Here is a 20,718-nt window from a genome sequence, read left to right as displayed (position 1 = left end):
AAAAAAAGCCGGAAAATAAGGAGCTTTATGCTAAGTCTGCGAACTATCCCTGTGGGCGCTGTGGTGTGTTGCGAAATTTTTCAGTTTTTTGAGCACAGCGGCATTTATATAGGAGATGGACAGATAGTGGAGCTGGCAGGCTCTGGTTTAGTGCGTTCTTTATCTTTTCATCGGTTTTTAGCGGATAGATCCGGCGCTGAACTGATGTTTGCCACAACGCCAGCCGGAGATATTATCGGCTCGCAAAGCGCAGCAAACAGGGCGATTGAGCAGATCTACAGTTATCAGAACTATGACGTGCTGAGAAACAACTGCCACCGCTTTACCTACAGTTGTATCAGCGGCGACTCGTTGCCTTTAACCAGTTTTTTTGACTTAAAGCAGGCCCTGGCTGCCTATTGGCGCTTTACACCAAATTGGATCCATAAAGCGCCGTGACAATCAGCCCACTGGCTGTTACTGGTTATCGCGCACTTCTATATCGCCGACACCCACATTGGCCTCTACTGCTTTTTTACCTTCACCGTGCAGTTGGCTTGAACTGGTGACGAGCACCTGATCCCGCTCGTAGCGTCCTTTACCACCTTTGATTGAGGTGTCACCGACACCAGCGTCCAGTTTGATCGAATCGTACAGACTGGTATCCACATCGATATCAATTTCGCCTACGCCCAAATCGACACTAATATCCGACACCAAATCATCAATTTCGACAGAACCTACACCTAAGTTTAACGAGACCGCCATATCGGCCGGAATAGTTAGAGTCCAGTTTTGCTCAATGTCGTCATCGTCTTCCAATTCAACCTTCAGCTTTAAGGTCGAACCATCGTCGTTTATGCTGAGCCGGGCGTCGGATAAATCACTGCTACGCCCCAACCAATCCTCATCCGGTTCAAGTTCGACAACTAAGCGGATTTCAGAGCCTTTGCTGGCGTTCAGCTTGATTTCGCCTACTGGTGCTTCCAGTACCAGTTTGGTCAAGCTTTTGGCATCGATGGTTTTTTCCAGCACTTTTACATCCTCTGCCATCGTAGGTGTTGTCGTTAAAATCAGTGCCAGAGCAGAAACTAAACTAAGTTGACGCATATTGTTCTCCTTTTTTCGTTGTTATGACAGCGTATGCAGCTTTCTTGCCAATTATTTTTTTGTTTAAAAACATGCGCTTAAGTAATTGGTTCGATTTGTTGTTTATCATTTCGGCCATTTTGTGGTCGAAACTACCACCAGATCTGGTTAGAATACGCGCCATTGTTCTGGCCTTGCTGATGATCCTTCAACAGGATCAGATAAAAAACGAATTCAGGGTATTGCATGAAAAAAACAGAATTGAGCTTTTGGTTGGTGTTTTGGGCTGCGGTGCTTTATGCCGCTATCTACCCCTGGCTTAAGCCTGCTCCTGTTGAAGATATTGCATCGTTGGCGGACTGGCAAATGCCATCAAAGCTGGGCTCTCTGGATGCCGCCGATCAACGCAAGTTATTAAAGCGGCTGGCTTATCCTGTCGCTATGCCAGAGTTACTGCCTGTGCCCGATTTTGAGCAGTACAAAGATGTGGTCGAAAAGAAAAAGGCATTTTTTGATTATTTAATGCCTTTTATTGAGCGTGAAAATGCCCGGCTGTTGCATATTCGTCAGCAGATCATTGAAGTGCAGCAAAAGCAGCAACAACAGGAGCTGACCGTAGAGGAGTATGCCTTTATCTACAGCCTGTATGACGAGTTCAAGTTAGATTACCCGGACGTTGATGCGCAAGGCTTTCGTTTGCTGCTCAGTCGTGTTGATGCCATACCTGCTGATTTAGTGTTAATCCAGGCTGCAAAAGAATCAGGCTGGGGCAGTAGTCGTTTCGCTTTGGAGGCATACAACTTTTTTGGCCAATGGTGCTTTAAGGCCGGTTGTGGTTTAGTGCCGCAACAGCGCAGTGCGGGTAAATACCATGAGGTTGCGGTGTTTCCTCATGTAGCTGCGGCCATCAACAGTTATTTTTATAACCTCAACACCTTTTATGTGTATGAGGATTTACGCCAGCTCAGAGCAAAACGCCGCGCTGAGGGTGACGTTGCCGGGCATCATCTGGTTGCAGGGTTGAGCCGGTATTCAGAGCGTGGTCAGGATTATGTCAAAGAGATCCACACTATGCTTAAAGCCAATACTAAACATATAGACAGCTAATGATGAAACTTTACGTTCTGGCCAGTTTGCTGGTTACTTTTACCGGTTCGGCGTTGGCTGATACTGTGTTTAATTACGACGGCTTTTACGCTCGGATGAAAAAAAGCGAAAAGGTCGAGTTCAGTGATATTACCTTGGCTTTTGTACTGCAAAAAGCCGGTACCAATGAAGTTTGTAGTGTAGATAAAGCTCTTATCACCACAGATATTTCTGAAGCGCCTTTAACCATTGCGGGTAATGGCGAACTGATGCTGCCCTTTGATCTGATGCTAAATGCGCAAAAAGCGCTGATCGTGCTGAAACAACCTGAAGGTGCAGCGCCCTGCGATTTAAACTTTAAGCTACGCAGCAAAATGCCTGTACCACAACAGGCGAGTGTGGCTCAGCTACGCAAGTTGCAGCGACAGTTTGATGAGCTGCTGGATTCATTGGCGGGCTGGGGAAAATACTGGTTGCCTGACGTCTCAGGTTTAACTGTGCATTTTGACTCTGAAGTGGTGGCTCAAAGCTCTGACGCGGCGCTGAACCAGCAGCTTTTGTGTGAGCAAAATCGTTGCCGGATCCTTTTACCTGACGCCTTGGCTGATACAGCGACAGTGCAGTTCTCCAAGGTCCCTGATCACGCCACTCCTCTGCTGCAGTAGCCTTTCACCATATGGCCGTTTTGGTGCTTTATCTGCTGACGCACAGCAGAGAGTTGCAGAAAAAGACCAACACCGGGACTGTAGTACTGCAAGCCTTAGCGGCTTCAGGCAACGTCAGGGTTGAACGTATTGAATGGCAACGTAAAGTCCCGGCTTCATCCTTGCTGGCGTTATCTGCAGCGCAGCGATTGGGCTTAGTCTATCCCTTGCAAGTAGAGACAAGCCAAGCCTGTTATTTGCTGCAGCAAGGCCAGTATCAGCCGCAAAATACCGAAGGACTCCTTCAGCGACAGCTTCGTCAGAACGAAGCCGTGAAGCACTGGGTTGTGCTGGATGGCACCTGGCAGGAAACGGCAAAAATGCTCAGGCAAAGCCCGTATTTGCAGTCTTGCTACCGTGTTGCAGTGAAACCTGATACCGCGTCAGTGTATAGACTGCGACGGAATCAAAAAGACGGAGCTTTGTGTACCGCCGAAGTGGTGATGGAATTGCTGCAACAAACCGGGTTGAACAACGAAAAAGAGCTACTGATGCAGCTCTTTGATGAATTGAACACGCGCTAAGCCTGCTAGTACAGGATTAGAATTTGGGACGGGCTGAGGGGGCGAAGCCCATCTCTACGTCAGTTCAACAAATTGCACTGAGGCGGCGGGTTCGTCGTCATCCTGCAATAAACCGACCGGCACCTTGGGCACATCAGGTTTATCAAAGGCCATATCACCTTCGACTGCTAAAGGACTGTCTTTACTGATCCCTGCAAAATCAAACAGATTTTTATCAATCATATGAGAGGGCACAATATTTTGCATAGCCTGGAACATGGTTTCGATACGACCAGGGAAACGTTTGTCCCAGTCCTGCAACATTTCTTTTACCACCTGACGTTGCAAGCCATCCTGTGAGCCACATAAGTTACAAGGGATGATTGGGAACTGGCGGGCGACAGAATATTTCTCAATATCTTTTTCGCGACAATAAGCCAGAGGACGAATGACAATATGTTCTCCGTTATCGCTGATGAGCTTGGCCGGCATCGATTTCATCTTGCCACCGTAAAACATATTTAAAAACATAGTTTCAATCATGTCGTCGCGATGATGGCCTAAGGCGATTTTAGTTGCACCCAGCTCTTTGGCCGTGCGATACAAAATGCCACGGCGCAAGCGGGAACACAAAGAGCAGGTAGTTTTACCTTCCGGGATTTTTTCTTTGACGATAGAGTAGGTGTCTTCGGTGACTATCTTAAAATCCACACCAATTTGGCTTAAATAGCCGGGTAACACATCGGCGGGGAAGCCGGGTTGTTTTTGGTCCAGATTCACCGCGACGATCGAAAACTGAATAGGGGCCGATTGCTGTAAGTTCAGCAGAATATCCAGCAGAGTATAACTATCCTTGCCGCCCGACAAACAGACCATCACTTTGTCGCCATCTTCAATCATATTAAAGTCGGCAATAGCCTGACCGACGCCACGACGCAGGCGTTTATGTAATTTGTTCAGGTTATATTGTGCTTTGGCTTCTGCTGCATGTGACATAAAACAACGACCCCAGATAAAAATGGCGCGTAGTATAACCAACTACGCGCCAGCTTTGTAGCGTATGCAGCTTATTGTTTTGCTAAAGGGCAGACAAAACCTGCAGGTTTGACTGCCAGTACATCACAATCCAATCTGTCTATCACATGCTCTGCTGTATTGCCGATGATGGCTGCAGATAAACCTGTGCGCCCTATAGTACCAATCACCACCATCTCAGCATCCAACTGCTGGGCTAATTTAGGGATCACATCCTCTGGCATACCCTCAAGCACATGGGTCTGAGCCGACGGCAGCTCAAACTCCAGAGCCAGTTTATGTACCGCTTCCAGATGATGAGTTTTCATCGTCTGATTGTATTCCTGTGGATTGAACTCAGGGATTTCTATCGCAATATTGACTGGTGTGCCGGGGAAGGCATTCACCAGTTGCACCCGGCTATTGAGCAGCGCTGCAAGCTGTTTGGATTGCTGAATAATACGTTGATTTAACGAGCTATGATGGCTTTGTTCACTGCCTGCATTGACGGCAGCCACTATATTGCCGTGCTCAGGCCATTCATGGTCTTTCACCAGTAACACCGGGCATGGACATTTTCGCAGAATATGCCAGTCGGTTGGGGTGAAAATCATGGATTTAAGCACATCATGATCGTGCGTGCCTTTGATCACCAGACTGTAGTCTTTCTCCAATACGGCCTGCACTATGGCTTCAAAGGGTCTGTTATGCCAGACCACCTGAATGGCTATATTCAGACCTTGCTCTTTATACTCGTCGATTAACTCGCTGATCCACATCTCTCTGTCGCTGATCACTGCCTGACGCATCGACTCGCGCTCTTCCCCTGACAACATAGTGGTCATTTCGTAGGAAAAGTCGTAAATAGATAAAAAAGCTGTGAGTTGGCAGTCTTGCAGTTTGGCCAGCTCGACAGCCCGTTTCAGGGCTTTTTGTTCAGCAACAGACGGGTCCAGTACTACCAATACTTTGGGATATAAGGTCATATCATGCTCCTGCTAAGCTAGGGCTTACCCTGTAAGTGTAGCCAAGGTAGCTAAGATAGGCTGATAAGTCCTTGTGCTGGATCAATGATACCCTTGTTACCTGAAGTTGCAGTTTGGTTGACTGCCTGTTCTCGTCCCAATCACATCATATGCTTCTGGGCTCCCGAACACTTATCGGCGCACTGCAACTCCAGTTAATTTGGGTGAATCACCCTGTTCAGCGAGCGATGGCAGAACCACCAGCCAGTTTACTTAAAGCCTCCGGATCGCTAATGCAAATCAGCTTGCCGTCGACCTGTATTAAATCGTCCTTATGGAATCGACCTAATAAACGACTAATAGTTTCAACTGTCAGGCCTAAATAGTTGCCTATTTCGCCGCGCGTCATACTTAAACGGAACTCTTTTTTCGAAAAACCACGATTGGCAAAACGCTGTGCCAGATTGGTCAGAAAGGCTGCCAGTTTTTCTTCCGCATTTTTACGGTTTAACAACAACAGCATTTGTTGATCCCCACTAATATCCTGGCTCATCAGACGCATCATCTGTTGTCGCAGTTTTGGCAACTGACCCATAAGCTGGTCCATTTGGTTGTAGGGAATTTCGCAGACCATAGCGGTCTCCAGTGCCTGAGCAAAACTGGGATGTTGCTGCTCACCTATGGCATCAAACCCTATCACGTCGCCGGGCAAATGAAAGCCGGTAATTTGCTCTTCACCGGATTCAGTGAGGGTGAAGGTCTTAAATGAACCGCTGCGCACCGCATATAAGGAGTGCAGGGCGGTACCTGCCTCTATTAAAAAATCGCCTTTGTGCAAGGGTTTTTTACGCTCGATAATCTCGTCCAGCGTATCCAGTTCAGCATTATTTAAAGTAAAAGGCAGGCAAAGCTGGCTGAACCCACAATGTTGGCAACTTAAATTTGAACCGGACATATTCTGTTCCTTAAAGACGACTGTTCCAGCTTAGAAAAGTCGTGGCGCTATTGCAATAGCTATAGTGTAAAGTGCGTACAACGCCAGTAACAGAGCGGCACTGACCCGGACCCACTGTTTGTTTTTAAACCGACTCAGGCGCTGTGCAAAACGGCCAACCGCTAACATAGCTGGTAAGGTACCCACACCAAAAGCACACATCAATAAGGCCCCTTGTAAAGCACTGCCACTGGCCAGACTCCAGCCTAAACTGCTATAGACCAAACCACAAGGCAGAAAACCCCAGCACAGCCCATACGCTAAGGCTTTTGAGCTGCTATCCAGAGGCAACAGGGCTTTGGCCAAAGGCTGGATCTTGCGCCATAAAGCCGATCCCAGTTTTTCCAATAGCGTCAGCGCAAACCAAAGACGAGCAACATAAAAGGCCATCAGCAACAGCATCAGACCGGCCACTACCTTCAACCAGAATAAACTGATACCCAGCTTTACCAACACAGCAGCGCCAAAAGCGCCGGTCAATGCACCTAAAAAACTATAAGTTGTTACACGGCCCAGGCTGAGCATGAGCTGCAGTTTGAGCTGTTGTAACGGAGCCAGTGGTGGCATGGAAAGTTGCAATGCGCTGGCAATACCACCACACATCACCAGACAATGGCTGCTGCCCAAAAAGCCTATACCAAGGGCAGCCAGAAGATTTAGCGTAAGTTCCGGGTTCATTGCGGCGGTTGTTGGTCCGGATCTGTGCCTGGTTTGCCAGTTTTTTTCTCATCTTCAAACAAAATACTCATGCCTTCTTTGTTTAAATCATCAAACTGACGGCTGCGCACGGCCCAAAAAAAGATACCAAGACCGATACAAACAAAAAGTATCGCTATGGGGATCAGCACATAAATAATACTCATGCTTTCAGTAACCTCAGTGAGTTTGATACCACCAGAATAGAGCTAAACGACATGCCGATCACGGCGATATAAGGAGAAACAAATCCCATCACCGCCAGAGGAATAATGACCAGATTATAGCCTACAGCCCACCACAGATTTTGTTTGACGATCCGCTGTGCCAATGCGGCACCTTCGATCAGTTCTTGTAATAAATTCAGATCGTTATGCAGCAATACCACATCAGCCTGATTTTTTGATAAATCTGTGCCCGAATCCAGAGCGACAGAAACATGAGCGGCGTGAAAACAAGGACTATCGTTAATGCCATCGCCTAACATCAACACCTTATTACCCTTGGCTACGTCCTGGCGAATATGCTGAACTTTTTGCTCCGGGCTGCAGCCTTTAAACACCTGATCAAATTGCAATTGCTGCTGAACATCCTCAACCTGGGCGGAAGAATCACCTGTCAGCATGGATAAACGCAGTCCACGTTGTTTTAACCTCTGAATCAAGGTTGGCACTTCAGGACGCAGCGCGTCCGATAACTCAACGCAGAACACCAGTTGCTGATTAATGCTGCAGCATACTGCTGCAGAGGTTTGAGCTTCAGCGCCACAAAATGCCGCGCTGCCCACTTTAACTTCTGCAGTGCTGCCATGCTCCCGAACCCAAACCGCAGACAGGCCGGACCCGACATGAACCCGTACCTGTTCCAGTTTAATTCCAGAGTCCAGATAGCTGTCAAATGCGCGGGCTATAGGATGTTCTGAATAGGCTTCCATACGGGCGATCAGGGCTAACAGCGTAGCCGGGGTGTAGGACTGGTCATATAATTGCGTGCGCTGGATACTAAAACGGCCTTGCGTTAGACTACCTGTCTTATCCAGAAAGACAGAACTGAGCTGTGGCACTATCTCCAGCACTTGCTGATTCTTGATCAGAATGCCTTTGCGATTAAGGCGCGCCAAGGCACAGGTAATAGCAGTAGGAGTGGCCAGGGTTAACGCGCATGGGCAGGTGGCCACCAGCACAGACAAGGTGACCCAAAATGCCCTGTCTTTGTCCAACCAAAAATACCAGAGCAAAAAAGTACCTAAGGCGATAATCAACAAGCGCTGAATAAAAAAACGTGCCAGTTGCGTGGTTTTTTCCACGATCTGCGGTTTCTGGTTCAGCGTCTGCTGTTGCAGTTCGATAATCTGCCCCAGCCGCGAATGAGCTAACGCCTGATGCACTGTGACCGTCAGCACACCATCATGATTAATACTGCCAGCCATCACGGTGTCGCCCTGGGCTTTATTCACTGCCTTGTATTCACCGGTCAGCATGGACTCGTCGACCGAACTTTGTCCTGACAACACCACACCATCAGCCGCAATAGTCTCTCCGGGTTGGACCAGAATCACCTGACCTGCTTCTAACCGACGGGCCGACACGGGCACCACCGCATCTCCCTGCACCAGCCGGGCGGACACCGGCATAATCTTTAACAGGTTTCCGGTAGCTGCGCGGGCCTGAGTTCGGGCACGGAATTCAAAAAATTTCCCCAACTGCAGTAAAAATACAAACATACAGACAGATTCAAAATAGACTTCGCCTGTGTCAAATACTGTGGCATAGGCTGAAGCGAGGAAAGTGTAAAAGACGGCCAGAGTGACGGGGACATCCATATTCAGTTCACGGCCTTTGATGGCCCGCCAGGCACTTAAGGTAAAAGGTTTAGCGCTGTAAAACACCACAGGAGTGGTGAGGAACAAACTGATCCAGCGTAAGTAGCCTTCGAATTCGGGTTCTATGCCAGTGTAATCACCAAAATACAGGCCAAAGGCCAGCATCATCACCTGCATACTCATAAAACCAGACACTGCCAGGCGCTTTAAAAAACGGCGTAACTCGGCCTGCTGAGCGGCCTCTTCCTGATCGGCTATAAAAGGCGATGCCTGATAACCTAACTTGCTGATAAGACTCAGCAGCTCACTGAGTTTGAGCTGCTGTACATCCCAGCTCACGACACAACGGGCTGTACTGGAGTTGACACTGACGTTGTGGATCGCCGGATTTTTTTGCAATTGTTTTTCTATCAGCCAGGCACAAGCGGCACAACTGATGCCAGTCACAGACAATTCAATCTGCGTCTGATTTTCTTTGTGTTGGGTCAAGTCAGCTAGTACTTCAGCACTGTCAAAATTACTCAGTTGCAACTGGTCTGGTACCAGTTGCGCCTTACTGGCGGGGGCTGTACGGAATTTATAATAGTCGCCTAGACCCTGGTCGATAATAGTTTCGGCAACAGCCAGGCAGCCAGGACAACAGAATTGGCGAGGCTGCTGTTCTATCAGAAGACTAAAGTCCGAGTCAGCCGGTATGGCTTCATTGCAGTGAAAACAACCTGTATACGACACTGTTTAATATCCCAGTTTAAATTCACCTTGTTGTGGCAGCATCGCTGTTGCCCGCAGTTTCCAATCTTTGTGTTCATCCGACACCACCAGATTCCATTTCCCTTCCAGTACTTCAGGTAAAGTAGCCACATATAAATTTTCACCACTGCGCTCAGCGGTAATAACAAAATCTTTGGCGGCTATGGTGTTATGAAAAAATTCTAGCTGTAGGTGCTGACCCAGCGTTTTATTTTGTTCAAACCTTACGATCACCTGATTGGCGGCAATCAGCGTACTGGCGTGTAAATTCCGTAGTTGAGCCTCACGGTATTTGGCCAAATTCATATTAATAGCCCGGCCTTCTTTATAATAATCATCCACCACCAGGTCCGGATTATTTTGCTGCATGATATAAATGGTATGGCCGCCTTTGAGAAAGGAGACGATAGGGAAGGCGATCAACAACCAGGGCCAGAGTTGTTTGTACCAGGGTTTTGTATCATGCAACATAAGGTATTCCTCTTACAGATAACAATAAGCCCCACAGGGCGGGGCTTATTCAGATGAAGCAGTACAATCTATTACTTACTGCTTTCTTCAGGACGAGATAAACGGTAAACGTAGGCAGAGATAATATGGATTTTATCTTCACCTAAAATCTCTTTAAACGCTGGCATCTGACCATTGCGGCCTTTGAGCAGTGTTTCTTCAACAGCACCGTGTGAACCACCGTACAACCAGGTATTGTCTGTCAGGTTTGGTGCACCAAATGGCAGATTATGAGCTAAGCTACCTTTACCATCTGCACCGTGACAGGCGGCACACATACCAAACTTGGCTTTCCCTGCGGCTGCGTCTTTATCGTTTACTTTACGGCCTGACAGACTCAGTACATAAGCTGTCATTTCTTTTACGCCTTGCTCACCCAGAGCTTCACCCCAGGCTGGCATAGCGGCTTTGCGGCCATACAGCAATGTTTCTTTGATCTTGTCCGGCGTACCACCATATAACCAGTCATCATCGGTCAGGTTGGGGAAGCCACGCTGACCGCGGGCATCTGAGCCGTGACACTGAGCACAGTTTTGCAGGAACAAACGTTGACCTACTTTAAGGGCTGCCGGGTCGTAGGCTAAATCCAGAATGTCGCGGCTGGTGTATTTGGCAAACTCTTTGGCATAGGTTTCATTGGCCGCTTCATACTCGCGATCCAACTGCACGTTTTTACCATCCAATTTGTTTTGTTCAACAGCGGCTTTGGATTCAGCCAGACTTTTAATGCCCTGGTTAGAACTGGTCCAGTTTAAAAAGCCTTTGTAGTTCCCTAAGCCAGGGTAGGCGGCAAAGTAATACACAGACCAGACGATGGTGGCGTAAAACATATAGGTCCACCACTTTGGCAGTGGATTGTTAATTTCTTCAATGCCATCAAACTCGTGACCTGTCGATTCGCCTTCTTTCACCCCGACGTGGTTCTTTAAGTTCCAGGTTAAAATGACGGCGCAAAATACGATACACGCTATTGTTAAGACAATGATCCAAGCGCTCCAAAAGCTACTCATGATCCGACTCCTGTTTCTGTTGTTGTTTTGGTTTTTGGTCGTCTGCAAAAGGCAAATTTGCCTGCTCATCGAAGTCTGGCTTGCGTTTTAACACAAAAAGCCAGACTACCAGACCAATAAAACCTACAAACACTAGCACGGTGAAAATACTGTGTAGGGTTGCAATATCCATCGTTATTACTTCAGCGCTGTGCCAAGGGATTGCAGATAAGCAATAAGAGCTTGCATCTCTGTTTTTCCTTTGACTGATTCAGTGGCTGCAGCGATTTCTTCGGCAGAGTACATCACACCGTCTTCATCGTTTGCCGGCATTTTGCCTTTCGTTAACTTGTTCATGATTTCCATCTTCTTCGGAGTTAACTCGCCATCCAGCGTATTGGTCGCCAGCCATGGAAAACCAGGCATATTCGACTGAGGCACAACGTCACGTGGGTTGATTAAGTGGGCATAGTGCCAATCGTCACTATAACGACCACCGACACGGGCTAAATCAGGCCCTGTGCGTTTTGAACCCCACAGGAATGGATGTTCCCAGACACTTTCACCGGCAACAGAGTAGTGACCGTAACGCTCTACTTCATGGCGAAACGGACGGATCATCTGGCTGTGACAGTTAACACATCCTTCACGGATGTAAATGTCACGGCCTTCCAGTTGCAGCGCTGTATAGGGTTTTAAGCCGTCTACAGGTTCGGTGGTTTCTTTTAAAAACAGCAAAGGAGTGATTTCAACCAGGGTACCAAAGCTGATGGCCAGCACAGTACCTATAGCTAACCAGCCTGCACTTTTCTCAAAAACTTCATGATAATTTTTAGACACAATAAGCTCCTTACGCTGCTTCAGCTACTGGTTCCAGAGCACCATCGTTCGCTCTGATAGTTTTCACAACGTTGTACGCCATGACCAGCATACCAGCGACGACAAAACAGCCACCGATAAAACGCATCAGGTAGAACGGGTAAGAGGCTTCCAAACTTTGTACAAAGCTGTAGGTCAGAGTACCGTCTGTGTTGACTGCACGCCACATCATGCCTTGCATAATACCGCTGATCCACATAGCAACAATGTACAGAACCACGCCTATAGTGTGTAACCAGAAGTGGGTGTTAATCAGCTTGATGCTGTACATCCGGCCTTGGTTATAAATGTTTGGGATCAGGTGGTAGATAGCGCCGATAGACACCATGGCAACCCAACCTAAAGCACCAGAGTGAACGTGACCTACAGTCCAGTCCGTGTAGTGCGATAAAGCGTTTACTGACTTGATCGCCATCATCGGGCCTTCGAAAGTCGACATACCGTAGAAGGACAGAGATACAATCAGGAAGCGCAAAATAGGGTCAGTTTTCAGTTTATGCCAGGCACCAGATAAGGTCATGATACCGTTGATCATGCCACCCCAGCTTGGCACAAACAGGATGACTGACATCACCATACCTACAGACTGAGTCCAGTCAGGCAGGGCAGTGTAATGCAAGTGGTGGGAACCAGCCCAAATGTATAAAGCAATCAGAGCCCAGAAGTGCACCACAGATAAACGGTAGGAGTACACAGGGCGGCCAGCCTGTTTCGGCACGAAGTAGTACATCATCCCCAGGAAGCCGGCAGTTAACAAGAAACCTACCGCATTGTGACCGTACCACCATTGCACCATGGCATCGACAGCACCGGCATAGACTGAGTAAGACTTAGTCAGCGATACAGGCACAGCCATACTGTTGACGATGTGCAAGGCAGCAACAGTGATAATAAAACCACCGTAGAACCAGTTGGCCACGTAAATATGGCTGGTTTTACGTTTGACTAGCGTGCCAAAAAACACCACAGCGTAAGAAATCCACACCAAGGCAATCAGAATATCGATTGGCCACTCCAATTCAGCATATTCTTTACTGCTGTTACCTATCCCCTGAGGTAAGGTGATAATTGCAGCGATAATGACTGCTTGCCAGCCAATGAAAGTAAACATCGCCAGCTTTTCTGCAAAAAGCCTGACCTGACAGGTACGCTGCACCACGTAATAAGATGTGGCAAACAGGGCACTTGTACCAAAGGCGAAGATTACTGCGTTAGTGTGAAGAGGACGAAGACGACTGTAAGTAAACCATGCCGTGTCGAAATTAAGTGCGGGCCAATACAGTTGCGCCGCAAGTAATACACCCAACCCCATACCGACAATACCCCACAGAACTGTGGTGACGGCAAAAAGGCGGACAACGGTATAGTTGTAGTCAACATTTAACGATTTGGTCTGGCTCATGTTGAGTTCCGCTGCAGTTTATTGCTAGTGATTAAAAATTCACCCTAAGGTGACCCTTCTTATTGTTGATTAACAGTGTAGCAGCCTCCAAAACGTGCAAAGCAACTAAACTCCTAACCATTTTGGGGCGAAATAATACGAGTTTTGCCTTGAAAAAGATAGGCAAAACAGCCGCTTTTATGATGTAGAACAATACTGCTGGTCGCAAAATAACCAATTACAGCAGTGTTTTGCGTTTCATAGCGACGAGAGGGTACACTTGCCTGCCTTTATTTACGGAAAATGATCAGATGAGATTGCTTGTTCTGGCTTTTTATTTGTTCTGTCTTGCGGGCTGCTCAGATCAAAGCGCTATACCGCAGAACGAGGTCTTGCAATTGCACCAAGACGAAAACGTCAGCGTTAGTTTAAGCCCGGCTGATGCGCCGGTTGAAGAGGTTTTGAGCTGGACAGTGAAATTGGCAGACGGCTGGCAGATTAAACAGGCCGAGGTGACAGGTCTGTCGATGAGTATGGGCATTATACCTTTGTCGTTTAAGGCTGTTGCTGCCCAACCACAGCTTTATACGACTGAAATGGTGTTAGGAGCCTGTAGTCAGCCTAAGATGAAGTGGCAATTGCAGCTTAAACTGCTTCATGCCACCCAAGGGGAAAAGTTGTTGTTGCTGCCTTTTTACTCCAGTTGGCCTGACTAACCCAGATAGCGGATCTGTTGTACCAGTTGCAGTGGGGCTGTATTGGTCAGGCTCAGACGGGCGGTCTCGACACAAACAAAATCGAGATAACCTAAATCAGGTAAATCTTTTAAGGCGGTCGCTTTTTCTGCCCATGGATTCCACAGCACACTGGCATCATGGCCTTGCTGAGTGATCTGCACCGCTGAACCCTGTTGTTGTAAGGTCAGCTCAGCAGCCGTATCCAGATAAACCCTGTCAACTTCTGCGGTGAACTTCAGCTCGGGCTGGCGTTGTACAGAGCGCTCACCAGCTTTGAGCTTATCCAGATAATCACCTGCTAAAGTACTGACGCAAACCTGATGCACAGAATCTACGTTAAAGTAGCTATGCAATGCAGCCTGCTGTACCCCCTGATCCGAGTTTAGCTTCAGAGTTAAAGCCTCTTCGGTGAGCTGTAGGGTTAAACTCAGATAAGAAGGTGCGTTGGCATAAGGCAAGGTTTTGTTTGCTATACGTAATTCAATGCTGACAGCGGCTTCTGTGACTGACTCTTTCACGACGTGCCAGAGTTCAGTGCGCACTACACCATGATTCGGCAATTTTTGTGCTGCAGGGTTAAATTCTGCCGCGGCCGGACCAAACCAGGGCCAGCACACAGGAACGCCCCCTCTGATCGGGGTGTTGTTTTGCCAGACAGCCTCAGGCGATAAGTAAATAACTTCAACCTCTGCCTTTGGCTTGTAAGAAAGCAGGTGCGCACCATAGCGACTAATGACAGCACTCGCCTGGCCGCACCTAAGTACATAACAAGGCAAATCCTTTAACTGGCCAAAGCCGGAAAGCTGCGTAATAGCGTTGCTGGTCATTTGTTGATCTCAAATTTTGGGGAAAGAAAAGGCGGCTCAAAAGCCGCCTCTGTCAAGGGTGTTTAAATTACTTTGAAAATTTCATCAGTTCAACAGTATTGTCCAGCATACGGTTACTGAAACCCCACTCATTGTCGTACCAGGCCATTACTTTCACCAGACGACCGTTGACGCGGGTTTCGCTGGCATCAAAAATAGAGGACATAGGATTGTGGTTAAAATCCACGGATACCAATGGCAAGTCGTTGACTGCCAACACCTGATTCATCGGGCTTTGTGCTGCAGCTTTGCGGATGATGTCGTTGACTTCTTCAACTGTGGTGTGGCGACCGGCGATAAAAGACAAATCCACTAATGACACGTTCAGCGTCGGCACACGCACCGCTAAACCATCAAATTTGCCTTTGAGCTCCGGTACAACCAAACCAACAGCAGCAGCGGCGCCGGTTTGAGTTGGGATCATTGACATCGCCGCAGCACGGGCACGGCGCACATCAGTGTGGTACACATCACTTAAACGCTGGTCGTTGGTATAAGCATGAATAGTCGTCATCAAGCCTGATTCAATGCCTAAAGCATCGTTTAACGGCTTGGCGATTGGAGATAAACAGTTGGTGGTGCATGATGCGTTAGAGATGATGGTCATGTCTTTCGTAATAACATCATGGTTGACGCCGTAAACGACAGTGGCGTCCACATCTTTGGCTGGAGCCGAGATAATGACTTTTTTCGCACCAGCAGTTAAGTGAGCGCCTGCAGTCTGACGGTTGGTGAACAGGCCCGTACATTCCAGCACCACGTCTACGTTAAGCTCGGCCCACGGCAGGTTCGCCGGACTACGTTCACTTAAGGTCAGAATTTCATCTTTATTAACGAAAATAGCTTTGTCTGAGTGTTCTACATCAGCGAAAAAAATGCCATGCGCTGTGTCGTACTTCAATAAATGGGCATTGATAGCGGCATCGCCTAAATCGTTAATGGCTACAACTTTGATGTCGTAATTCTTTTTTGATTCATATAAAGCGCGTAAAACGTTGCGGCCGATACGGCCAAAACCATTAATTGCTACACGAATTGTCATAACCTATCCCCAGACTGTAATTTAATTCTGTAATAAAATTACATTTTTTGTCATGCTTTTCAAGTGCAAAAAAGTTATGCATTCGTATTTTCTTAATCCGGGTCTTGAATCTGGAGTAGACTGTGGTAGTTAATTTTTCCTAACCATTTACTTTTCCGAGCAAAAAGCAGGTCGCTGGAGCCTTTATGGACAAACAATTACTTTCTGATCTGATTGCCTTTACAGGCATAGAAACACAATTTACCGACGCATGGGGCAACCAATCAGAAGTCGCAGAGAAAAACTTACTTACTTTATTGGCCGCTCAAGGCTTTGCCGTGGATAATGAGGCTCTGGCGCGTGAGCAATTGCTGGAGCGCCAGCAAGACCACTGGGAACAGATGCTGGACCCTGTATCGGTGCAAAAAGCTGGTCAGGATACCCATATTCAGTTGAAATTACCGATAGCACTGGCCAATACCGCATTAGAACTGCTGTTAACGACTGAACAAGGCAAAACGCATCGTTTTACTCTGACCGCAACAGAGGACGCCGATTTAAATCAGGTGGTGGTATTCGATGGGGAAGAATATCAACAATATCAATGGACTTTACCTGTTCTGCTCGACCAGGGCTACCACAGTGTTCGCCTGACGCTGGGTGAGCTGGAGTTTGTGCAGTCCCTGATCATCACGCCATCAGCCTGTTTCAAGCCAGCCGAATTTAACAAGCAAAAACAATGGGGCGTCTCCGTTCAATTGTACTGTGTGCGCTCAGAGCAAAACTGGGGCATAGGTGATTTTGCTGATTTGCGTTTCCTGCTCGGCCATTTAGCGCAACAAGGCGCTGATTTTGTCGGCTTGAATCCTATTCATGCGCTGTATCCTGCTATGCCGGAATCTGCCAGTCCTTACAGTCCGTCGTCACGGCGCTGGTTAAACATCATTTACCTGGCTGCACCACAGATGCCTGGTTTTGACCAGTGCAAGCAGGTGCAACAACTGATCAATGCACCAGGATTTAAGCAACAGCTCGCGGCTGCACGCGCTGCAGAGTGGGTCGATTACACGGCGGTCACCCGCCTGAAACTGCCAGTATTCAAAGCCTTGTATCAATGGTTTATTGAACATCAGTCTGAACATGCAGAATTGGCGCACGCTTTTTCTGTATTTAAACAACAATCTGGTGAAAGTTTATTACAAATGGCGCTTTATGACGCTATTCATGCCCATTTGATCCAAAAAGATAGCCATGCCTGGGGCTGGCCAGTTTGGCCGCAAGCCTGGCAAAAACCTGATAGCGATGAAGTGCTGGCCTTTGCCAAAGCCCATGCCGATGAACTGGATTTTTACTGCTATCTGCAATTTATCGCCCGCGAGCAATTGGCTGCAGCTCAGGCGTTTGCCAAACAGCAGGGCATGTTATTAGGCTTGTACCGCGATTTGGCGGTTGGGGTCAGCGAAGCCTCAACAGAAATCTGGGGCAACCCGGACTTGTATTGCCGTGGTGCCAGCGTTGGTGCGCCACCGGATATTTTAGGACCTAAAGGCCAGAACTGGGGTTTACCTCCGATGTTACCTTATCAGATGTTCCAGCAAGCCTATCGGCCTATGATCGATTTATTCCGGGCTAATATGCAAAACTCCGGTGCGCTGCGTATTGATCACGTCATGGCTTTGCTGCGTCTGTGGTGGGTACCCAAGGGGGCTGAGAGTGCCGGAGATGGTGCTTATGTCTATTACCCGATCCAGGATTTGTTGGGTATTTTAGCGCTGGAATCGCAGCGCCATCAGGTGGTGGTGATAGGGGAAGACTTAGGCACTGTACCGGACGGCATTCGTGACATTCTGGCTGAATATGGCATGTATTCTTACCGGGTGTTTTTCTTCGAAAAAGCTGAAGATGGCGGATATGTGTCGCCGGCGCATTACCCTGTTCAGGCCATGGCAACATTAACCACGCATGACATGCCTACTTTAATTGGCTACTGGCATTGTGGCGATTTGCATTTAGGCAAGGAGGTAGGACTGTACCGTGATGATCAACTGCCGGGTCTGTTTGAATCCCGTCACAAAGATAAACAAAAAATACTTGATTCATTGCATGGTCACCAGATGTTAAGTCCGAATTTTGACCACAACGTCGATCATGTGGGTATGACTACCGAGTTGAGTCATGCGATTCAGCGTCATGTTGCCAAAGGGTCTAGTCAGTTGTTGTGTTTGCAGTTAGAAGATTGGATGGAGATGACACAACCTGTCAATATCCCTGGCACCAGCGACGAGTATCCAAACTGGCGTCGTAAATTGACCATGACTTTAGAGCAACTGGCACAGCAACACAACGTCAATGAGTTGCTACAAGAGCTGACGCGCTTGCGTCGCGGTTAATTGTACCAACGCAGGTAAATCACGCTGAGTTTTTGCAGCCGTAGCAACACTGGAGTTATGGCTGCAAATAATTTGGCTATAAAACTGCCAAAACCCGATGGCAGTTTTAGTCTAATTTGTTATCTTAAAAAACAAGACGGTAAAAAAATCAAAAGGATAGTTCATGTCCGTAACTCAGTTAGCCTCTGCCAGTTGTTCGTCTCCGTTTTCTGTATTGTCCTGGCAAAAAAGTGCAGTCAAAGGCTTGATGATCCGGGCTTATTTGCCGGATGCAGCCAAAGTGGAAGTCTTTGATTATGCGAGCCGAAAATCCCTGGGACACATGACGGCTCAGCCTGTGTTACATGGTTTGTTTGAACTTGAGTTGCCAGCCAAACGAAAGGCCAGTCCTTATTATTTCCTGATTGAAACACCACACCATCACAGCTACGAGCTGGTCGACCCTTATCAATTCAAAGAACAGGCTTATTATGCGGTGCACTTTGTTCACACTAAGCCTGAAAACCTTTACAAGCAGTTGGGTGCGCAACTGGTCGAGTTATCATTGGGTAAAAAAACACTCAAGGCCACCCGATTTGCCGTCTTTGCCCCTAATGCATCCAGCGTCAGCCTGATTGGCGATATGAATCAATGGGATGGCAGACGTCATCCGATGCAGCGGACAGAATGTGGCCATTGGGTGCTGGTGGTGCCACAGATAGGCGCTGGTGTGCGTTATAAGTTTGAAATCAAGGACAGTTTTGGTAATTTATTACCCCATAAAGCGGACCCACTGGCGTTCGCCGCGGAACAGTATCCCTCTCATGCATCGCTGGTGTTTGATCACTCGAAGTATCAATGGCAGGATCAGAAATGGCAGGAACGTTCTGTTGAACCTTATCACGAAGCCATGAGTATTTACGAGCTGCACCCCGGTTCCTGGAAGCACAATCAACACGGTGAACCTTTAACCTACACTGAGCTTGCGCTTGAGCTTATACCTTATGTGCTGGATATGGGCTATACCCATATTGAGTTGCTTCCGGTGATGGAGCATCCTTATTCAGGCTCCTGGGGATACCAACCGCTTGGTTTATTTGCCGCAACCTCACGTTTTGGCACACCCGATCAGTTCAAGGCTTTTGTTGATGCCTGTCATCAGGCCGGAATTGGCGTGATTTTAGATTGGGTTCCAGCACACTTTCCGGAAGATGCCCATGGCCTGGCCAGGTTTGATGGCAGCCACTTGTATGAGTACGAGGATCCGCGCCGCGGCTGGCATCCGGACTGGAACTCCTGCATTTATGACTACGGCAAAGATCCGGTTCGTCAGTTTTTAGTTGCAAGCGCATTGTTCTGGCTGGACTACTTTCATATCGATGGGCTGCGTGTTGATGCTGTTGCGTCCATGTTGTATCTGGATTATTCCCGTCGGGATGGCGAGTGGGTACCGAATATCGACGGTGGTAATCACAACTACGAAGCCATCAGTCTGTTACGCTGGTTAAATACTGAAGTCTATCGGCAGTATCCCAAAGCGATGATGATCGCAGAAGAGTCCACTTCTTTTGATGGCGTTACCCGGCCAGTGGATTTGGGCGGGCTGGGCTTTGGTTTTAAATGGAACATGGGCTGGATGAATGACACGCTGCGTTACATTAAAAAAGACCCGGCTTACCGTAAGTTTCACCATAACGATTTAACCTTTTCTATGGTGTACGCCTACAACGAAAACTTCATACTGCCATTGTCGCATGATGAGGTGGTGCACGGTAAAGGCAGTATTATCAACAAGATGCCCGGTGATGAATGGCAACAAGCTGCGAATCTGAGAGCCTACTATGCGTTTATGTTCGCTCATCCGGGTAAAAAACTGAATTTTATGGGCAATGAGTTTGGCCAGGGCACTGAGTGGGATCACAACCAACAGTTACCCTGGTTCTTATTGTCGTTTGAGAAACACAAAGGCATTCAACAGCTATGTCGCGATTTAAACCTGACCTATAAGGCCTGTCCACCGTTGTACCAATTGGATCACGACGCTGCTGGTTTTCGCTGGATCAATTATCAGGACGCCGAACACAGTACCTTGAGTTTTTACCGTTTGGATAGGCAAGGCAATGCGGTGTACGTGGTTGGTAATTTTACGCCAGTCCCCCGCAACGCCTTTCGTTTGTCTGTAGCGGAGCAGGGGGAATATGAAGTGATCCTCAACACCGACAGCGAATACTATTGGGGCAGCAATTATCCGGTGGGTGATTATCTGCCAGCCTTTGCCGCCGCTGCGTTTGGCCTAGACTACATGGTGCAACTGGATTTACCACCATTATCGACCCTGTATCTGAGAAGAAAAGCAACGTGAGT

Annotated in this window: 20 protein-coding genes and 1 pseudogene; 7 read left to right on the top strand and 14 right to left on the bottom strand. The window is 47.8% G+C overall.

Annotation, left to right across the window (positions count from 1 at the left end; all coding sequences use genetic code 11):
* Window positions 1–27: 27 nt before the first annotated feature.
* Window positions 28–438 (top strand): hypothetical protein, encoded by a 411-nt coding sequence (locus SD53_RS10460; protein WP_052749344.1) that lies wholly within the window; start codon window positions 28–30, stop codon window positions 436–438.
* 18 nt (window positions 439–456) lie between these two features.
* Here SD53_RS10460 and SD53_RS10455 read toward each other — a convergent pair whose 3' ends face one another.
* Entirely contained in the window at window positions 457–1,089 is a 633-nt protein-coding gene (locus SD53_RS10455; RefSeq protein WP_046520184.1) for a toast rack family protein, read from the bottom strand.
* Window positions 1,090–1,314: 225 nt separating this feature from the next.
* Here SD53_RS10455 and SD53_RS10450 point away from each other — a divergent pair, with 225 nt between their 5' ends.
* From SD53_RS10450 to SD53_RS10440, 3 genes are read left to right on the top strand one after another with little or no spacing between them, the layout of a single operon-like run.
* Window positions 1,315–2,175 carry a glucosaminidase domain-containing protein gene (locus tag SD53_RS10450; RefSeq protein WP_046520183.1) on the top strand — a complete coding sequence of 287 codons (861 nt, stop codon included), beginning with the start codon at window positions 1,315–1,317 and terminating at the stop codon, window positions 2,173–2,175.
* Window positions 2,175–2,819, top strand: a complete 645-nt coding sequence (locus tag SD53_RS18050) for a DUF2987 domain-containing protein (RefSeq protein WP_082101846.1) — start codon at window positions 2,175–2,177, stop codon at window positions 2,817–2,819. The genes SD53_RS10450 and SD53_RS18050 overlap by 1 nt, the downstream gene beginning before the upstream one ends.
* Window positions 2,820–2,830: 11 nt before the next feature.
* Window positions 2,831–3,382: a DTW domain-containing protein gene (locus SD53_RS10440; RefSeq protein WP_046520182.1), complete on the top strand. Its 552-nt coding sequence runs from the start codon at window positions 2,831–2,833 to the stop codon at window positions 3,380–3,382.
* A gap of 54 nt (window positions 3,383–3,436) precedes the next feature.
* Here the strand turns inward: SD53_RS10440 and ttcA are convergent, their stop codons facing one another.
* The 11 genes and pseudogenes from ttcA to ccoN all read right to left on the bottom strand — a co-directional run bounded on the left by ttcA (window position 3,437) and on the right by ccoN (window position 13,382).
* Entirely contained in the window at window positions 3,437–4,357 is a 921-nt protein-coding gene (gene ttcA / locus SD53_RS10435; protein WP_046520181.1) for a tRNA 2-thiocytidine(32) synthetase TtcA, read from the bottom strand.
* Window positions 4,358–4,428: 71 nt separating this feature from the next.
* Window positions 4,429–5,361, bottom strand: coding sequence for a universal stress protein UspE (gene uspE / locus SD53_RS10430; protein WP_046520180.1), 933 nt, complete (start codon window positions 5,359–5,361; stop codon window positions 4,429–4,431).
* Window positions 5,362–5,578: 217 nt separating this feature from the next.
* Window positions 5,579–6,298: pseudogene (fnr, locus tag SD53_RS10425) on the bottom strand (fumarate/nitrate reduction transcriptional regulator Fnr); the annotation flags it as partial.
* A gap of 27 nt (window positions 6,299–6,325) precedes the next feature.
* Window positions 6,326–7,012, bottom strand: a complete 687-nt coding sequence (locus SD53_RS10420) for a sulfite exporter TauE/SafE family protein (RefSeq protein WP_046520178.1) — start codon at window positions 7,010–7,012, stop codon at window positions 6,326–6,328.
* Window positions 7,009–7,197: a cbb3-type cytochrome oxidase assembly protein CcoS gene (ccoS, locus tag SD53_RS10415; protein ID WP_046520177.1), complete on the bottom strand. Its 189-nt coding sequence runs from the start codon at window positions 7,195–7,197 to the stop codon at window positions 7,009–7,011. The genes SD53_RS10420 and ccoS overlap by 4 nt, the downstream gene beginning before the upstream one ends.
* Window positions 7,194–9,584 carry a heavy metal translocating P-type ATPase gene (locus SD53_RS10410; RefSeq protein ID WP_046520176.1) on the bottom strand — a complete coding sequence of 797 codons (2,391 nt, stop codon included), beginning with the start codon at window positions 9,582–9,584 and terminating at the stop codon, window positions 7,194–7,196. The genes ccoS and SD53_RS10410 overlap by 4 nt, the downstream gene beginning before the upstream one ends.
* A gap of 3 nt (window positions 9,585–9,587) precedes the next feature.
* On the bottom strand, window positions 9,588–10,073 hold the full coding sequence (locus SD53_RS10405; protein WP_046520175.1) for a FixH family protein: 486 nt from the start codon (window positions 10,071–10,073) through the stop codon (window positions 9,588–9,590).
* Window positions 10,074–10,144: 71 nt separating this feature from the next.
* Complete coding sequence (gene ccoP, locus SD53_RS10400; protein ID WP_046520174.1) at window positions 10,145–11,122, bottom strand: cytochrome-c oxidase, cbb3-type subunit III; 978 nt, start codon at window positions 11,120–11,122, stop codon at window positions 10,145–10,147.
* On the bottom strand, window positions 11,115–11,294 hold the full coding sequence (locus SD53_RS10395) for a CcoQ/FixQ family Cbb3-type cytochrome c oxidase assembly chaperone (RefSeq protein WP_046520173.1): 180 nt from the start codon (window positions 11,292–11,294) through the stop codon (window positions 11,115–11,117). Before SD53_RS10395 ends, ccoP begins: the two co-directional genes overlap by 8 nt.
* Before the next feature lie 5 nt (window positions 11,295–11,299).
* Window positions 11,300–11,941 (bottom strand): cytochrome-c oxidase, cbb3-type subunit II, encoded by a 642-nt coding sequence (gene ccoO, locus SD53_RS10390; RefSeq protein ID WP_046520172.1) that lies wholly within the window; start codon window positions 11,939–11,941, stop codon window positions 11,300–11,302.
* Window positions 11,942–11,951: 10 nt separating this feature from the next.
* Window positions 11,952–13,382, bottom strand: a complete 1,431-nt coding sequence (ccoN, locus tag SD53_RS10385; RefSeq protein ID WP_046520171.1) for a cytochrome-c oxidase, cbb3-type subunit I — start codon at window positions 13,380–13,382, stop codon at window positions 11,952–11,954.
* Between the two features lie 290 nt (window positions 13,383–13,672).
* Between ccoN and SD53_RS10380 the strand changes: the two genes are divergently transcribed.
* Window positions 13,673–14,077 carry a hypothetical protein gene (locus tag SD53_RS10380; protein ID WP_046520170.1) on the top strand — a complete coding sequence of 135 codons (405 nt, stop codon included), beginning with the start codon at window positions 13,673–13,675 and terminating at the stop codon, window positions 14,075–14,077.
* Here SD53_RS10380 and SD53_RS10375 read toward each other — a convergent pair.
* Both SD53_RS10375 and gap read right to left on the bottom strand, forming a co-directional pair.
* A complete protein-coding gene (locus SD53_RS10375; protein WP_046520169.1) occupies window positions 14,074–14,925 on the bottom strand; it encodes a D-hexose-6-phosphate mutarotase in 852 nt (283 codons plus the stop codon). The two genes, SD53_RS10380 and SD53_RS10375, sit on opposite strands and share 4 nt — an antisense overlap.
* Window positions 14,926–14,992: 67 nt before the next feature.
* The gene (gap, locus tag SD53_RS10370; RefSeq protein WP_046520168.1) at window positions 14,993–16,006 is read right to left on the bottom strand and encodes a type I glyceraldehyde-3-phosphate dehydrogenase; all 1,014 of its coding nucleotides are present in this window, start codon (window positions 16,004–16,006) and stop codon (window positions 14,993–14,995) included.
* Window positions 16,007–16,191: 185 nt separating this feature from the next.
* Here gap and malQ point away from each other — a divergent pair, with 185 nt between their 5' ends.
* Complete coding sequence (gene malQ, locus SD53_RS10365) at window positions 16,192–18,375, top strand: 4-alpha-glucanotransferase (protein WP_046520167.1); 2,184 nt, start codon at window positions 16,192–16,194, stop codon at window positions 18,373–18,375.
* A gap of 163 nt (window positions 18,376–18,538) precedes the next feature.
* Window positions 18,539–20,716: a 1,4-alpha-glucan branching protein GlgB gene (glgB, locus tag SD53_RS10360; RefSeq protein ID WP_046520166.1), complete on the top strand. Its 2,178-nt coding sequence runs from the start codon at window positions 18,539–18,541 to the stop codon at window positions 20,714–20,716.
* Window positions 20,717–20,718: the final 2 nt, after the last annotated feature.

The organism is Rheinheimera mesophila (assembly GCF_000986865.1).
In the GTDB taxonomy this organism is placed as follows: Bacteria; Pseudomonadota; Gammaproteobacteria; order Enterobacterales; family Alteromonadaceae; genus Pararheinheimera; species Pararheinheimera mesophila.
Note: the sequence above shows the minus strand (reverse complement) of the source record. Positions and strands in the feature narration are given on the sequence as shown.

What these genes read in the sequence shown, in the direction of transcription:
- SD53_RS10455 (WP_046520184.1), bottom strand. Translation starts at nt 1,089, where the DNA reads ATGCGTCAACTTAGTTTAGTTTCTGCTCTGGCACTGATTTTAACGACA.
- SD53_RS10450 (WP_046520183.1), top strand. Translation starts at nt 1,315, where the DNA reads ATGAAAAAAACAGAATTGAGCTTTTGGTTGGTGTTTTGGGCTGCGGTG.
- glgB (WP_046520166.1), top strand. Translation starts at nt 18,539, where the DNA reads ATGTCCGTAACTCAGTTAGCCTCTGCCAGTTGTTCGTCTCCGTTTTCT.
- SD53_RS10440 (WP_046520182.1), top strand. Translation starts at nt 2,831, where the DNA reads ATGGCCGTTTTGGTGCTTTATCTGCTGACGCACAGCAGAGAGTTGCAG.
- SD53_RS10375 (WP_046520169.1), bottom strand. Translation starts at nt 14,925, where the DNA reads ATGACCAGCAACGCTATTACGCAGCTTTCCGGCTTTGGCCAGTTAAAG.
- ccoS (WP_046520177.1), bottom strand. Translation starts at nt 7,197, where the DNA reads ATGAGTATTATTTATGTGCTGATCCCCATAGCGATACTTTTTGTTTGT.
- ccoP (WP_046520174.1), bottom strand. Translation starts at nt 11,122, where the DNA reads ATGAGTAGCTTTTGGAGCGCTTGGATCATTGTCTTAACAATAGCGTGT.
- SD53_RS10380 (WP_046520170.1), top strand. Translation starts at nt 13,673, where the DNA reads ATGAGATTGCTTGTTCTGGCTTTTTATTTGTTCTGTCTTGCGGGCTGC.
- gap (WP_046520168.1), bottom strand. Translation starts at nt 16,006, where the DNA reads ATGACAATTCGTGTAGCAATTAATGGTTTTGGCCGTATCGGCCGCAAC.
- malQ (WP_046520167.1), top strand. Translation starts at nt 16,192, where the DNA reads ATGGACAAACAATTACTTTCTGATCTGATTGCCTTTACAGGCATAGAA.
- SD53_RS10460 (WP_052749344.1), top strand. Translation starts at nt 28, where the DNA reads ATGCTAAGTCTGCGAACTATCCCTGTGGGCGCTGTGGTGTGTTGCGAA.
- SD53_RS10405 (WP_046520175.1), bottom strand. Translation starts at nt 10,073, where the DNA reads ATGTTGCATGATACAAAACCCTGGTACAAACAACTCTGGCCCTGGTTG.
- uspE (WP_046520180.1), bottom strand. Translation starts at nt 5,361, where the DNA reads ATGACCTTATATCCCAAAGTATTGGTAGTACTGGACCCGTCTGTTGCT.
- SD53_RS18050 (WP_082101846.1), top strand. Translation starts at nt 2,175, where the DNA reads ATGATGAAACTTTACGTTCTGGCCAGTTTGCTGGTTACTTTTACCGGT.
- ccoN (WP_046520171.1), bottom strand. Translation starts at nt 13,382, where the DNA reads ATGAGCCAGACCAAATCGTTAAATGTTGACTACAACTATACCGTTGTC.
- SD53_RS10395 (WP_046520173.1), bottom strand. Translation starts at nt 11,294, where the DNA reads ATGGATATTGCAACCCTACACAGTATTTTCACCGTGCTAGTGTTTGTA.
- ttcA (WP_046520181.1), bottom strand. Translation starts at nt 4,357, where the DNA reads ATGTCACATGCAGCAGAAGCCAAAGCACAATATAACCTGAACAAATTA.
- SD53_RS10420 (WP_046520178.1), bottom strand. Translation starts at nt 7,012, where the DNA reads ATGAACCCGGAACTTACGCTAAATCTTCTGGCTGCCCTTGGTATAGGC.